General features: G+C 53.5%; 13 protein-coding genes. 5 read left to right on the top strand and 8 right to left on the bottom strand.

Annotation, left to right across the window (positions count from 1 at the left end; all coding sequences use genetic code 11):
- The first annotated feature begins 18 nt into the window (after window positions 1–18).
- Together ahcY and K355_RS0119805 are read left to right on the top strand one after the other, a co-directional pair.
- Window positions 19–1,314, top strand: a complete 1,296-nt coding sequence (ahcY, locus tag K355_RS0119810; protein WP_022733905.1) for an adenosylhomocysteinase — start codon at window positions 19–21, stop codon at window positions 1,312–1,314.
- A gap of 116 nt (window positions 1,315–1,430) precedes the next feature.
- A complete protein-coding gene (locus K355_RS0119805; RefSeq protein ID WP_022733904.1) occupies window positions 1,431–1,802 on the top strand; it encodes a 5-carboxymethyl-2-hydroxymuconate Delta-isomerase in 372 nt (123 codons plus the stop codon).
- Window positions 1,803–1,825: 23 nt separating this feature from the next.
- Here K355_RS0119805 and K355_RS0119800 read toward each other — a convergent pair whose 3' ends face one another.
- Window positions 1,826–2,761, bottom strand: a complete 936-nt coding sequence (locus K355_RS0119800; RefSeq protein ID WP_022733903.1) for a DUF294 nucleotidyltransferase-like domain-containing protein — start codon at window positions 2,759–2,761, stop codon at window positions 1,826–1,828.
- 178 nt (window positions 2,762–2,939) lie between these two features.
- Here K355_RS0119800 and K355_RS0119795 point away from each other — a divergent pair, with 178 nt between their 5' ends.
- Window positions 2,940–3,269: a DHCW motif cupin fold protein gene (locus tag K355_RS0119795; RefSeq protein ID WP_028791786.1), complete on the top strand. Its 330-nt coding sequence runs from the start codon at window positions 2,940–2,942 to the stop codon at window positions 3,267–3,269.
- Between the two features lie 3 nt (window positions 3,270–3,272).
- Here the strand turns inward: K355_RS0119795 and K355_RS0119790 are convergent, their stop codons facing one another.
- The 6 genes from K355_RS0119790 to K355_RS0119765 all read right to left on the bottom strand — a co-directional run bounded on the left by K355_RS0119790 (window position 3,273) and on the right by K355_RS0119765 (window position 9,805).
- On the bottom strand, window positions 3,273–4,616 hold the full coding sequence (locus K355_RS0119790) for a TrkH family potassium uptake protein (protein ID WP_022733901.1): 1,344 nt from the start codon (window positions 4,614–4,616) through the stop codon (window positions 3,273–3,275).
- 5 nt (window positions 4,617–4,621) lie between these two features.
- A complete protein-coding gene (locus K355_RS0119785) occupies window positions 4,622–5,287 on the bottom strand; it encodes a potassium channel family protein (RefSeq protein ID WP_022733900.1) in 666 nt (221 codons plus the stop codon).
- Window positions 5,288–5,378: 91 nt separating this feature from the next.
- The gene (locus K355_RS0119780; RefSeq protein WP_022733899.1) at window positions 5,379–6,905 is read right to left on the bottom strand and encodes a UxaA family hydrolase; all 1,527 of its coding nucleotides are present in this window, start codon (window positions 6,903–6,905) and stop codon (window positions 5,379–5,381) included.
- 29 nt (window positions 6,906–6,934) lie between these two features.
- Window positions 6,935–8,215: a TRAP transporter large permease gene (locus K355_RS0119775; RefSeq protein WP_022733898.1), complete on the bottom strand. Its 1,281-nt coding sequence runs from the start codon at window positions 8,213–8,215 to the stop codon at window positions 6,935–6,937.
- Window positions 8,215–8,727 carry a TRAP transporter small permease gene (locus K355_RS25205; protein ID WP_022733897.1) on the bottom strand — a complete coding sequence of 171 codons (513 nt, stop codon included), beginning with the start codon at window positions 8,725–8,727 and terminating at the stop codon, window positions 8,215–8,217. Before K355_RS25205 ends, K355_RS0119775 begins: the two co-directional genes overlap by 1 nt.
- A gap of 85 nt (window positions 8,728–8,812) precedes the next feature.
- Window positions 8,813–9,805, bottom strand: a complete 993-nt coding sequence (locus K355_RS0119765) for a sialic acid TRAP transporter substrate-binding protein SiaP (protein ID WP_028791784.1) — start codon at window positions 9,803–9,805, stop codon at window positions 8,813–8,815.
- 123 nt (window positions 9,806–9,928) lie between these two features.
- On the opposite strand from K355_RS0119765, the gene K355_RS0119760 reads away from it, so the two are divergent.
- Window positions 9,929–10,813: a GntR family transcriptional regulator gene (locus tag K355_RS0119760; RefSeq protein WP_022733895.1), complete on the top strand. Its 885-nt coding sequence runs from the start codon at window positions 9,929–9,931 to the stop codon at window positions 10,811–10,813.
- A 24-nt stretch (window positions 10,814–10,837) separates the two neighbouring features.
- Here K355_RS0119760 and K355_RS0119755 read toward each other — a convergent pair whose 3' ends face one another.
- The gene (locus K355_RS0119755; protein WP_245562982.1) at window positions 10,838–12,283 is read right to left on the bottom strand and encodes an HD domain-containing protein; all 1,446 of its coding nucleotides are present in this window, start codon (window positions 12,281–12,283) and stop codon (window positions 10,838–10,840) included.
- Window positions 12,284–12,359: 76 nt separating this feature from the next.
- Between K355_RS0119755 and K355_RS0119750 the strand changes: the two genes are divergently transcribed.
- A complete protein-coding gene (locus K355_RS0119750; RefSeq protein WP_022733893.1) occupies window positions 12,360–14,906 on the top strand; it encodes a sensor histidine kinase in 2,547 nt (848 codons plus the stop codon).
- Window positions 14,907–14,916 lie beyond the last annotated feature (10 nt).

Below are 14,916 nucleotides of genomic sequence, written 5' to 3'. Positions count from 1 at the left end.
TGTTTGATTGGAGACGACATGTCGAACTTTACTGATTGCAAGGTCGCAGACATCTCGCTGGCCGGATGGGGCCGCAAGGAAATTGCGATTGCTGAAACCGAAATGCCGGGCCTGATGGCGCTGCGCGAAGAATATGGCACTGCCCAGCCGCTTGCGGGTGCACGCATCGTTGGTTGCCTGCACATGACCATTCAGACGGCGGTTCTGATCGAGACGCTGACGGCACTTGGCGCGGAAGTTCGCTGGTCTTCATGCAACATCTTCTCGACCCAGGATCAGGCAGCAGCAGCAATGGCGGCGGCTGAAATCCCGGTATTTGCCTGGAAAGGCGAGACCGAGGAAGAATTCTGGTGGTGCATCGAGCAGACCATTACCGGCCCGAACGGCTGGAAACCGAACCTGATCCTTGATGATGGCGGCGACGTTACGCAGCTGATCCACGAAAAATACCCGGAACTTCTCGAAGACATCAAAGGTCTGTCGGAAGAAACCACCACTGGTGTGCATCGCCTTTATGAAATGGCGAAAAAAGGCACCCTTATGGTCCCGGCGATCAACGTCAATGACTCGGTCACCAAATCGAAATTCGACAACCTCTATGGTTGCCGTGAATCTCTGGTCGATGGCATCAAACGTGCAACCGACGTCATGGTTGCCGGTAAAATCGGTGTTGTTGCCGGTTTTGGTGATGTTGGCAAAGGTTCGGCTGCGTCGCTTCGCAGTCAGGGTGCCCGTGTTCTTGTGACCGAAATCGATCCGATCTGCGCATTGCAGGCCGCGATGGAAGGGTACGAAGTCACCACGATGGAAGACGCAGCCCCGGTTGGCGACATCTTTGTCACCACCACGGGCAACATCGACATCATCACGCTTGACCATATGCGTGCGATGAAAGACCGCGCAATTGTCTGCAACATCGGTCACTTTGATTCCGAAATCCAGATCGGGTCGCTTAAGAACTACAAATGGGACAATGTTAAGCCGCAGGTCGACGAAGTCGAATTTCCGGATGGCAAACGTTTGATCGTTCTGGCCGAAGGCCGTCTGGTGAACCTTGGTTGTGCAACCGGCCACCCGAGCTTTGTAATGTCGGCATCCTTCACCAATCAGGTGCTGGCCCAGATCGAACTTTGGAAAAATTTCGCCAACTACAAAAACGAAGTTTATGTCCTGCCTAAACACCTTGATGAGAAAGTTGCAGCCCTGCACCTTGACCGTCTTGGCGTGAAACTGACCAAGCTGTCGCAGGAACAGGCTGAGTATATCAGCGTGCCGCAGGCGGGTCCGTTCAAGCCGGATCATTATCGTTACTAATTGGTCTTTGCCAATTTGCATCAAAGCCGACCCGTTCATTCGGGTCGGCTTTTTTGTGTTCAGCAGGCAAGGTTCCTTGTTAGAAGGAGCAGGTCGCTACCAAAGAGATAGAAATCATGCCCCAGCTTGAAATCGAATATTCTGCCAAACTTCCGATTGCCGATGAGTTGCGCAAGCTCGCGGTTGATCTTCATTATGTCATTGCACGAGAAACCGACGCCGAACTGGCGTCGTTCAAGACCCGCCTATCGCCGCTTGAAAATGTTGTGATTGCCGATGGTGATGACAAAAGTGCCATGGTGCATCTTGATATTCGGTTGCTGTCGGGGCGGAGTGAGGCGGTGAAATTTGCCACCGGCGAAGCCGCCCTTGCGGCCCTGTGTGACCGGCTGGAATGGTTGGTCGGGGATTATGCGGTGCAATTTAGTGTCGAGGTACATGACCTTGATCGGGCGAATTACCATAAGCATGTGACCGAGAAACGTTAAAGCCCAATCCGGGCCGCGTTCGACTACATCAGCAACGCTTCGTGAATCGGGTGATCCGGGCCATAGCGCCCCTTTAAAAGCGTGATCAGTTCGTGTGAGAAGTTTTTGCCTGCATCAAGCAAGGATCGCAATTCGGCATCATTGCGGTCATTGGGGCCGACCTTTTCAAGGCGTGCACGGACTTCCGGGTCAGAAAGTTCGCGCAGGAACCGATCATAAAGGTCGAGTGCCGGAAGGCTTTTTGCACCAAACACGGTTTGTAGACGGGTGATTGGCGGGAGCTGCAAAAGTTCGGACAGTTTTTCGCGTTTTCCCGCATAATCGCGATCTGCTGTTTCAGCGGCCGCAATAATACCGCCGAAATAAAGCATTTTCCGTGAGAATACGAGTTTTAAGCGGCGCGGTGCCCATGCCTTGCTGGCGTCGCCTTCGCGGGTTTTGATTTCAAAATCAACGCTGATGGTGCGGTAATAGCGGATGACGTCATTGACCAAAAAGCGCGCGATTGACTCGCGTGTCACCGTGGTCGTGACGTAATTGGCAATCAGGTCGTCAAAGAATTTACGTTTGCCCGCCTCATTGTACAGCCATTCGCATTCGAGCAAGAACAGCAAGCGCCTGGTGGTGATGGAATTGGTATCACCGTCAAGCCCGATCCGGTTCACCAGTTCTTCGGCGGTGATATAAGATGAAAACGGGCCGTTTACTGCGGGTTTCTTGGTGACCATCTTGCCCAGAATATCGGCGACATCACGGTGCGGGGCTTGGCTTCGTTCGGCTTCACGCCCGATGATGAAGTAATCAAGGTCGGATTGGTCCGATGCTTCGTGCCGTCCATAGGACCCGGTCACAACCACGCAAAAGGTATCGCCATGCAGGCGTTTAGCCAATGCGTCGCGCATTTCCGCCAAACGGTGTGCAGAGTAATTTTGGTTGGTTGCGATGGTTGCCGGTAACAAGATGCGGTCAGTCCTTTGGTGCGACTCGTTAATCACCCACTATCTGCCTATAGGGTAAAGATTAATACCGCGTTTAACTGATATGGCGGATGCCTGTTTGAGGTGATTGACCGGGCGGGGGTTGGAGGCATAGTTTGGCGTGGCGTTCCGCCTTACCTTCCTTTTGAAAGATACCCCCATGGATATTGCCAATCTGCCCTTTGGGACCACTGACTGGTCGCGTATTGAGCCGACTGAACATCGCGGTGACACGGGTATGGCGACATGGCGCACCCAGAACTTTGGCCCGATCCGGGTCCGGATGGTGACATATTCGCCGGGCTATCTTGCTGATCACTGGTGCAGCAAAGGGCATATCTTGTTGTGTCTCGAAGGCGAGTTGGTCACCGAGCTTGAAGATGGCCGGACCTATACCCTGAAACCGGGGATGAGTTATCAGGTGGCCGATAACGCCGAAGCCCACCGGTCATCGACGCAAACTGGTGCAACCCTGTTTGTGGTCGATTGAGCTTTAGCCGAGATAGACCTGACTGGCGGGATAGGAAATCCGTGGCGGAATGCGCCGGGCGAGGAAAAAGCCAAGGGTCAGCGGGCCGACACGGCCGATAAACATGATCACCCCGATGATAATGCGCCCGGCGGTGTCAAGCTCGCCGGTCGTGCCGCGCGATAGGCCGACAGTCCCGAATGCGGATGTGACTTCAAACACCAGATCAAGAAAATCGCCATCATGTGAAATGGTGATCAGGAAAATGCCCAGCATGATGACGAAGATGGAAATCATGGTTAGGGCGAGTACCTTCATGACTTCTTCAAGTCCAATGCTGCGCCCAAAGGCATGCAGCTGATTGTGGCGTTTGAAAAAGGCAATGGTCGCCAGAATAAGAACGATAAAGGTGGTGACCTTGATCCCGCCTGCGGTCGATGTGCTACCCGCGCCGATCACCATTAAAAGCACGAACATCAATGCCGTGGTGTCGTGGATGGAGCCGATATCGACAGTATTGAACCCGGCGGTGCGCGTGGTCAGCCCTTGAAACCAGCTGATTTGAAGCTTGTCGAAAATATTGGGGTAGGCGCCAAGCGTGCCGGGATTGTTCCATTCCAGAATGGCAAACACCGCCACCGACCAGATTGTCAGAATGGCGGTGCCCGACAGCATTATCTTGCTGTGCATTGATAGGCGCTGCCACGTGCGATGTTGTGACATATCGGAAATGACACTGAACCCAATGCCGCCAATTACCAAAAGACCGGGAATAACCAGATTGACGACCGGGTTGGTGGCCCAGTGGGTCAGGCTGTCGGGCATCAGGGAAAAACCGGCATTGTTAAAGGCCGAAACAGAATGGAAAACCGAAAACCACAGGCCCTTGATAAGGCCAAACTCAGGCACAAAAACCAGAAGCAACAAAGCCGCCCCGATCAGTTCGCAGATCAGAACAACCCGCAGGATGGTTTTGACCAGCCCGACCAGACGATCAAGGGACGTTTGACTAAGGTCTTCGCGCAAATAGGTGTGATGGCTAAGCCCGATCGGCAGGCCGAGAACAGATAGGACAAGGGCGGCAAAGGTCATCAACCCCAATCCGCCAAGCTGTATCATGATCAGAATGGCGGCCTGACCAAACAGGGTGAAGTTTGTGCCGGTATCAACCACCGAGAGCCCGGTGACCGTGACCGCAGATGTGGCGGTAAACAGGGCGTCAGAAAAGGTCGTTGGTGTGGTGACCGAAATCGGCAATGACAGAACACCCGCCCCGATCAGGATAAGGGCAAGATAAAGAACCGACAGCAAAAGCGGCGGTGGAATGCGGATCGGCGTTCCGGGGCGGTTCGGAAAAAAGATTTGCATGTTTTTTAGACGCCGTCGCTGAATTTGCGCAGGTTTTCACGGCGTCCAAGTATCAGGAGCCTGTCGCCTTCTGCGATGGTGACGGCACCGGATTCGCAACTTACGAAATCCGATCCGCGTGACAGGCCAAGACAGCGCAGATCATAGGTCTTTTCCAGATCAAGGGAATCGACCGTTTGCCCATTCAGTGAGTCGGGCGTTTGAAAATTGATGACATGCGTGCCATTGCCAAGGCTCAGGTAATCGCGGACTGCGGGGTTATGAAGTTTCTGGGCGATGTGCTGGCCGATTTCCTGTTCGGGCAAGATAACCCGATCAGGTTCGAGTTTTGTCAGGATACGGTGATGGGTCTTGTTGATCGCCTTGACCCAGACAGTTTTCACGCCAAGCATTTTGACATTCATCGTGCAGAGAATGTTGGCTTCCAGGTCTTCGCCAATCGCAATCAAGGCCACATCAAATTTATCGACCCCGGCCTCGCGAAGGGCTTCTTCATCCCGGCCATCGGCGATGACGGCTTCTGACAGGGTATCAGACAGGGCGGCCACCGATTTTTCGTTGATATCAATGCCCATGACGTGATTGCCATACCGCACCAGATCAGAGGCAACCGTACTGCCCACGGTGCCAAGCCCGATGATCACGAAAGTCCGATTGTGGTTCCGGGCCATGTCCGCAGTGTCCTTTTTAACCGATGTGGGTTTATGCCCGCGATGCTACGCCGGGGCATCGTTATCAGTCAAACAGGCAAGCAATATCGTCCTACATCACAGCGCCGATTTGCCACGGGACGAATTCGGCATTGCCAAAGCCAAGGGCTTCGCTTTTGCTTTCGGTTCCTGATGCGACGCGCAGGAACATTTCGAATATTTCGTGGCCTTTGTCTTCGATGGTGACATTCCCGTCGGCAATGTCACCGCAATTGATGTCCATGTCTTCGTGCATGTTTTCATACATCGCCGTGTTGGTCGAAAGCTTGATGCACGGGCTTGGGATATATCCCGACACCGATCCACGACCGGTGGTAAAAGCAATCAGGGTCGCGCCACTGGCGATTTGACCGGTCACCGAGCAGGGGTCATACCCGGGGCTGTCCATAAAGACAAAGCCCTTCTTATCGATGATCTGGCCGAACTGATAAACGTCTGTCAGCGGTGCTGTGCCACCCTTGGCAACGGCCCCGAGTGACTTTTCCAAAATGGTTGTCAGGCCGCCGCGTTTGTTGCCGGGTGATGGGTTGTTGTTCATTTCACCGCCGCGCACAGACGTATAGTTTTCCCACCAGTTGATCCGATCAACCAGTTTCTGGCCGACTTCCACGTTTATGGCACGTCGGGTCAGAAGGTGTTCTGCGCCATAAATTTCCGGTGTTTCCGATAAAATGGTGGTGCCGCCCTGCCGGACCAGAAGGTCGGAAGCATATCCAAGAGCAGGGTTGGCAGTGATGCCGGAATATCCGTCCGATCCACCACACTGCAATCCAACGATCAGTTCGGATGCCGGAACACGCACGCGTTTGACCTTATTGGCGCGAAGGGCGATGTCGCGCAGGATATCCACACCGCGTTCGACGGTTTGGCGGGTGCCGCCACTGTTTTGAATGGTCATGTAATGGAAGTTGCCATCATGACGCAGCTTTTCCGCCCCGACCAAATCTTCGACCTGCATGGCCTCGCACCCCAACCCGACAAGCAAGATACCGCCAAAGTTCGGATGTTTGGCGTAACCTGATAAGGTGCGAAACAGGGTGTCATAGCCTTCGTCATGGCGGCCCATGCCACAGCCGCTGCCATGGACGATGGGCACAATGCCATCGACATTTTCAAGTTCGGCAAACCAGCTGGTTTTTTCTGCCTGCTCGGCCATGAAGCGCGCGACGCTGCCCGAACAATTTACCGAGGTCAGTACACCGATATAATTACGGGTGCCAAACCGTCCGTCACTGCGCGGATACCCCATAAAGAATTTCTGCTCGGTGGCAGCAGGCAGTGCTGCGATATCCTTGGCAAAGTCATAGTTCTGGCGATGTTCGCTCATGCCGATATTGTGGGTATGAACATGATCGCCCGGCGCAATATCGGTGGTGGCCGCCCCGATAATCTGACCATAGCGCAGCACCGGGTCACCAGCCGCAATCGGGCGGATGGCGATTTTATGCCCGCGTGTGACCGGTGCACTCAAGAGAACCTCACTTTGGGAAAGCCGGGCACCCTTGGCCAGATTGCCGAGCGCAATTTCAACATTGTCGCCGGGGTGCAACAGAATGCTGTCTGGGGATGAAGTGGTCATGTGCTTGGACCTCTGTATTGATAGGGGGATTACTGCCGATACAGAAGATCGGGCAGGAACAGGGTTATGGACGGCACAAAGGTCAGAAGCAGCAGTACCGCGATCAGCGGTACGAGGAACGGCATGGTTGCCTTTGCGCATTGCTCAAACGGTACGGATGACACCTTGGAAAGCACATAAAGCACCATGCCAATGGGCGGGGTTAAAAGCCCGATCATCAAATTCAGGATCACGATGATCCCAAGGTGGACCGGATCGATGCCAAGCTGCATCGAAATTGGCAGCAGCACCGGGACCAGAATTGAAATCGCGGCAATCGTTTCCATAAACAGACCGACCACCAGAACAATCAGCGTGATGATCAAAAGAATCAGGGTTTTGTCCTGGGTCAGGGCAAGAAGCGTTTCGGAAAACACGACGGCGGCCTGATTGGCGGCAAGAATCCATGCAAACACACTGGCCGTGCCGACGATCAGCATGATTGATGCCGTGGTTTCGATGGTTTCGACAGACACGCGCACCAGTTTTTTCCAGCTGAGCGTGCGATAGACCAGCATGCCGAGAACAATGGCATAGCTTGCCGCACACACAGCAGCCTCGGTCGGGGTAAATATCCCCGATGCAATGCCGCCTACAATGATCACCGGGGTCAATAGCGGCAGGAAAGCGGTCTGGAACGTCGATCCAACGAGCTTTGGGCTAAAGGCGACATCGCGTGGGTAGTTGCGTTTGCGCGCTATCCACCAGACCATCACCATCAAGGATGCGGCCATCAGCAATCCGGGAATGATCCCGGCCACAAACAGTTCACCGATGGATACAGATGCCATCACCCCGAAAATAACAAGTGGCAGGGATGGGGGGATGATCGGGCCAATGGTCGAGGAAGCAGCCGTAATGCCAACCGAAAAGTCGTCATCATATCCTGCATCGCGCATGGCTTTGATTTCAATGGCGCCGAGCCCGCCCGCATCGGCGACCGCCGCCCCCGACATGCCGGCAAACACAATGCTGGCCCCGATATTAACATGTCCCAGTCCGCCATGGGACCAACCGACAAGCGCGCGGGCAAAGGCAAAAATACGGCTTGTGATCCCCGCGGAATTCATCAACCCACCGGCCAGAATAAAGAACGGAATGGCCAGCAGCGGGAAACTGTTCATGCCATTGATCATGTTATGAAGCAGCACGACCGACGGCATGCCTTCGATCAGGATGTAAATGAGCGATGAGAGGCCGAGTGCAACGGCAATCGGGACACGCACGGCAATAAAAACAGCCAGCGATATCAGAAGGATAAGGAAGCTCATCAGGGTTTACTCCGCAGCAGCACATAAATCTGCCGCACGTGGACGGCGACAAGCACACCAAGGGCGACCATGATCAGCCCGTAGAAGTAATATTTGGGAAATGGGAGAGAGACCATTTTCTGATAGGAGGTTTTGGTCATCAGTTCGTTGAGCGAATAGATGGCAAACCCAAAGAACCCGGCCGAAAGGGTAAGGGCGATGATTTTAAGCCGTGGCAGGGCCCGACCGGCCAGTTTGTCGATGATTTCAAGCCGGATGTGGCTGTCGACGAGCTGACATTTCACCGCACCGACAAAGGCCACCAGAATAAGCAGATAGCGTGCGATTTCTTCGGTCCATGCAAGGGAGTCATTGAGCACGTAGCGGGTAAAGAATTGCAGGAATACGGTCACGAACAGAGCACAGAAAATCAGGAGCGCGGGAATATCGGCCCATGTGAGTTTGAGGCTGGCATGTGTGTCGGCCTCTTGCTGTTCCTGTTCGGTAAAAAGATCCCCGTTAATGTCGGACATGTGTGTCTCCGTCGGAAATCGAACATGGCGCAACCGGGGGAAACAAGGTCCCCCCGGTTGGAAGCTGAACAAGGTTACGCTAGGGTTACCCTTTGATGGCTTCTAGGCGCTCAAAGATTTCTGGATCCCACGGCATGTCGTCGCTTTTCAGGCGCGGGGCGATGACATCAATGAAAGGACCACGGTCGACTTCATTAACCGTGACACCCTGTTCACGGAACCAGTCGGCCAACTCATTTTCGTTTTTCACGATTTCATTGGATGCGCCGATACCGGCTTCCTGAAGGGTTTCAAGCAGAACTTTGCCGTCTTCATCCCCCAGTTTGTCCATGGTGGAAGGCGACACCAGCATGATCAACGAGTTGATGATGTGGCCAGTCAGATTGATGTTCGACTGAACTTCATAGAATTTTTTGAATTTAATGGTCGGAAGCGGATTTTCCTGTGCATCGACAACACCCTGTTGCAGAGCAAGATAGACTTCGGAAAAGGCCATTGGCGTCGGGTTAGCACCGGTTTCCTTGGGGAACATCTGATAGGCAGGGGCATTCGGCGTGCGGATTTTAAGACCCTTCATATCAGCCGGTGTCAGGATCGGTTTGTTCGAGGTCACATGACGCGCACCGTAATAAACCAGCCCGGCGATCTCATTGCCGGTGACACTGGTGTATTCTTTGGACAGTTCGGCAAACAGGTCCGACTTGGTGTAGTTCAACCAGTGTTCGTAACCGCGCAGCGTAAAGGGATAATCGGAGATCGAAATCGGTGGGTATGTCTGCCCGAGATAGGCAACACCGGTATAGATGATGTCGATTGAACCGAGGGTCAGCGCCTCGTTGATGGCGGCTTCCTTGCCGAGCTGTGACGCCGGGAAGACTTCGATTTTATAGCGGCCATCGGTACGTTCGGCGAACAGCTCGGATGCTTTTAAAGCCGCACGGTGATACGGGGTGTCGACTTCATAGACGTGGCCGAATTTCAGGACTTCCTGCGCGCTGGAATTTTTGGGCATTCCGGCAAGGGCAACAAGGGCCGTCAGGCCCATAACGGTGCCACGGATGAGTTTCCGGGTGAACATTGTAACCTCCATGATTTTGAACTCTTTTTTTTGTTCTATTTTCGGTTTCATCTTAGGGAACAGTTGCCATTCATCTCAACTGTCTTTAATGCTTAAAAAACACTTTAAAAGACAGTTGTCGCCGTGGCCCGTTCAGACCGAAAATTCAAGACCAGCTTCAACACATGGCTCGACAGTGTATCGATCGGGAATTCTCCTGATACGATATCGGGTTTGGCGCGATTGCTGGTTGTGAGCCGGACTTTGGCGCGTCGCGTTTTGGAGCGCGCCATTGAGATTAACCTGATTTCATCAAACAGTTTTCCGATTGTATTATTACGCCAACCTCAGAAGTCCGATTACTTTTCGATTTCAGAAATCAGAAGCCTTGAAGAGCGGCTTGAGACTGATTTCATGATGTGGCTGAAAGACGCGCAACCAGCCCCGGGGAGCCGCCTGAGCGAGGCGGCTTTGGCCCGGCGGTTCGGCGTTTCAAATACTGCCATCCGTGAATTTCTGATCGGATTGAGCCGGGTTGGTTTTATCCGCAAGGAGCCACAGCGCAGCTGGATCCTTGAAGGCTTCACCGAGCAATATGCGCTGGAACTTCATGAAGTCCGCCGGATGTTTGAATGCCGTGCGATCCGTGCGATTTTTGACATTCCCGAAGATGAACCATTCTGGGGAAAGCTGTTGCGCCTACGTCAGGAGCACATTCAATTACGCAGCGAAATCGATACGCGGTTTACGGAGTTTTCAGAGCTTGATACCCGTTTTCACCGGACCTTGAATGCTGCCGCCGGAAACCGGTTTATTGATGGCTTTCAGGATTCGATATCGGTGATTTTCCATTTTCACTATCGCTGGTCGAAGAAGAACCAAGTCGGGCGCAATGGATTTGCGGTGGAAGAGCATCTTGAGATTATCGATGCGATCCTCAGACAGGATCAAGGTGCTGCGACGGCTGCACTTGAACGGCATTTGGAAACAGCCCACCACACATTTCTTGCATCTTTACAGCGCGATTAGGTGAGGTCATTGGCCTGGATGATCCTAATCAAACAGGCTGGCCGCAGCAGCCTGTTGAGCCGGGTCGGTCAGGCTGCCGACACGGCGCAGGAACGAATTTTTTTCTTCGTAATAGCGTTTTGACAGGTCGGCGAAGCATTTCACATCGACATCGGCGTTGATGTGAAATTCGCGCTTGGGCACCTTGGTTTTGTTGTCTTCAAGAATGGCGGCGGCGGCACTGAATTTGTTCTGATCAACCGCATCAACAACCCCGTCGAGCTCAATCCGGTTTTTCAGACTGAACAGGAATTTTTTAAAGGTCGGGTGGCGTTGCAAGAACGCCTTTTCGGTCAACAGGAAGTCATCGGCGGCAAAGTCCGGGGCATTATTGACGACAAATTCGCGGCATAAATGGTCGGTGGCAAAGCACATAGGGCCAAAAATGAAATTGCGATAGATGTCTTCTTTAAGCTGCCAGAACTTATCAAGCCGTTTGAGTGATTCGCCATCCAGTTTGACGGCGGCTTCAAGCAGCAATCTTGGATGACAATGGACATAGTTCGGGTGGACGTAAGTCTTGGTCCGACTGATGCCTTCCAGCGTGTCGATATTGACCGGCCCCGACAAAAGGCTGGCATGCGGGTGGGTCGATTTTTTCGACAGAAGCGCGATCACCTCGTCCGGGTCAACGCCATGTTTGACCAGCAGATGATTGACCGAAAGATCAAGCTGGACCTCGCCGGTGATGATCTGATTGGTCAGTTGATGGTGATTACGGTTAAACCGCCGGGCAAATTCCGGTTCCAGCGTATGGGAAAACGGACCATGGCCAATATCATGTAACAGGGCGGCCGCACCGAGAAGGTCACGGTCAGCCTCCGACAAATCCATCAAGCGGCAATATTGCTGCGACAGCAGGGCTACACCAATGGTGTGATCATAGCGCGAATGGCGGATATTGGCCGGTCGTCCATTGGGGTGGAACAGATAATCAATGGCCCCCAAAAACGAGATTTCGCGCAGCCGTTCAAAGGCGTGCGATGCAATCAGCTTTTTGTGTAGCGGACGGTCAAAGGCCGAGGCGATCTGGGATCGTTTGAAATGGTAATTATACTGCGGTGCATCGCGAAACAGCAGTTCCCATTCGGCGATATCTGCGGCATTGAAATTGGTGTCAAACAGGTCGCGAATTTCCGGTCCGGCATCCTTGGAAGCCTTGAGCGCGGCGGATTCCTTCTGTGACGCGGCAGGCTTTGCCTCCGCGTGCTTCGCAAAAAGATCTAGCTGCGGTTTTAGACTCATATTCGGGACGGGTACGCTGTATCTGTTGTTAACGACGACACCGCAGACATAGCCCGATTCATACGCCATGTCATCGCGGTTTTTCCATGGGATGACCCCGTGAAATGCGGCTCCAGCCAAGGCTGTTGCTGCAATGATGCGAAACGGTGGTAAAAGCACCCCGTTTTCACCATAATAATAGCTCATAAACACAAACGGTTAACAACACGTGACACGGCAGGCATCCGATCAAGCTTCTGATCAAGTTCGGCGAAAGGAACAGGTGAAGGTATTTTCGCGCAAATATCCCGGATTTCGGCTGTCGGCAGTCTGGCAGTGGGCGTGCGGTGCGCTGACCATGCTTGTTGTTTCGACGCAACTTCATGCGCAGGATAAATTTCGACTTGATAATGCCCCGGCGATTGTATCGGAACCGGATGGCAATGCCGGTATTGGTGCGACGATTTTTGGCAGCCTTGCGGGGTTAAGCGACCGCGACTGGCTGGTGGTTGGATTAGCCGCATTTATCGGGGCGGCGATTGCAGCCTGGGTTGGCTGGCGACTGTCACTGCGCATGCGCCGCCATCTTGAAGAAGTCGAAGATCACGAACATGAACTGGCCGGTGAAACAGAACTTTTCACCCAGCTTTTATTTGCCGGTCCGGATCCGGTTTATTACTGGAGCCACACAGGATTTGCTGAGGGTGCAAGCCCGGGGTTAAAGCGGGCCTTTAGCCTTGGCGCGGATGGGCGTTTTCCCGATTTGCTTGATCAATTACGCGATGAGGATGCCAAGCTCCTTAAGGAACGGGTGCGCGGCCTTAAAACCGGGCATGAACGGTTTGAACAGTGGGTGAACACCCTTGATGAGCGCAAATACCATGTGACGGGGATGTCGGCGCGCAAAGACCGGTCGGCCGATGTGTTGGCACACGGATTGTGGTTCCGTGATGAAACCCGCCATACCCGTGAACGCGAAAACCAGTTTGGTGATTTTCAGGTTCTTAAATATGAGGTTTCCGGACTTCGGTTGTTACTTGATAGCTTGCCGTTCCCGGTCTGGCGGCGTGACAGTGAATTGCGCCTGATTGATTGCAATGCGGCTTATGCCGATGCGGTTGAGCGGTCCAGCATCGAGGACGTGCTTGAAAATCAGGCGGAAATTGGTGCAGGCATCATTCCCGATCACGGGCGTTCGCTTGCCGCATCGGTGCAGCGCAATGGCGAGGATCTGACACGTGATTATCACGTGGTTATTCGCGGTGATCGCAAATTGCTGCGCATTACTGAAATGCTGTCACAAAACCCAGATGCATCGGATGAACTGATCGGGTTTGCGATTGATTGCACCTCGGTTGAAGAATTGCAGTCCGATCTGTCGCGTCATATTCGCGCACATGCCGAAGTTCTCGAAAACCTTGGAACGGCAATTGCGGTTTACGGCGGGGACAAGGGGCTTATTTTCTTTAACACCGCTTTTACCAAGCTTTGGGATCTTGATGACGAATGGCTGTGGTCAGAACCGACCCATGATGATGTTTTGCGGCGCTTGCGCGATGAACGTAAATTGCCCGAAGTCACCGATTTCAATCAGTTCCGCAATACTGAAAATCAACGGTTTACCGATCTTCTGAAATCAGAAGAAGACCTGATGCATTTGCCAAATGGCATGACGCTGCGCCGGTTTACATCACCCCATCCGTTTGGCGGGCTGATGTTTGTTTATGAAGATGTCACTGACAAACTGGTGCTGGAAAGCAGCTATAACACCCTGATTGCGGTTCAGCGTGAAACGCTTGAAAGCCTGCATGAAGCGGTTGGTGTGATCAGTGGGGATGGTCGTTTACGGCTGCACAATCATGGTTTTGCCGATCTTTGGGGACTTGATCCGGCGTTTCTTGATGCGGCACCGCATTTGGCCGAGGTGGTTGAAAAGTCGCGTGAATACTGGCGTGAACGCGATGACTGGGACAAGTTCAAAAGTCGGATGGTGGCCCGCATCACCAACCACGAACCGATGAATGGGCGGCTTGAGCGGTCTGATAACTCTATTGTTGATTTTGCCATTGTGCCGTTGCCCGATGGGGCGGTGATGATGTCCTATATTGATGTTACCGATACCATCCGGGTGGAACGTGCGCTGCGCGAACGCAACGAGGCGCTGCGCACCGCCGATCAGATGAAATCAGACTTCATTTCCACCGTATCGCGCGAACTGACCAAGCCACTTGATCATATTAATGGCGAGTCGGATCGTTTGATCCCGCATCTAAACGGCAATGTCGCCCGGTCGGTTGAAACCATCCGGTCCGAAGCCCAAAGCATGCTGGCCCTCGTCGATGATATGCGCGATCTGGCGACCCTTGGATCGGGGCAGGTTGCTCTTGAGCTTGATACGGTCGATCCCCGGCGTTTGCTACGTTCGCTTGAAGCCCTGACCCGTGCGCGGTTGGCCGAATTGAATGTGTCGCTTAGGCTGTATTGTTCGCGCAATATTGGTTGGATGGTGGCCGATGAGCGCCGGTTGAAACAGGCCCTGTTCATCCTTGTAACCAATGTCCTGCGCTCCGCCCCGGAAGGCAGTGAAGTTTCCGTCATGGCGCGTCGACGCGGTGAGGATATCGAAATTTCAATATCGCTTTCGGATGAAGCTCCGCAGCCGATGTTGTTTGAAGGGTTGCGCGACGGCGAAAGCCCGTCTGCCCGCCGGGCCCTTGGCATGGCGATGGTGCGCGCGGTGGTCGAAATCCATGGTGGTCGGGTCAAGATCAGCCGCGATGGTCGTGAAATCGCCTGTATCCTGCCCGCGGGCGAAGAAAGTGATCTCTGATCTGTTGATG

This window comes from Thalassospira lucentensis MCCC 1A00383 = DSM 14000, from assembly GCF_000421265.1.
GTDB lineage: Bacteria > Pseudomonadota > Alphaproteobacteria > Rhodospirillales > Thalassospiraceae > Thalassospira > Thalassospira lucentensis.
The sequence above is the reverse complement of the archived record's forward strand: the minus strand, read 5'-3'. Positions and strand labels throughout refer to the sequence as shown.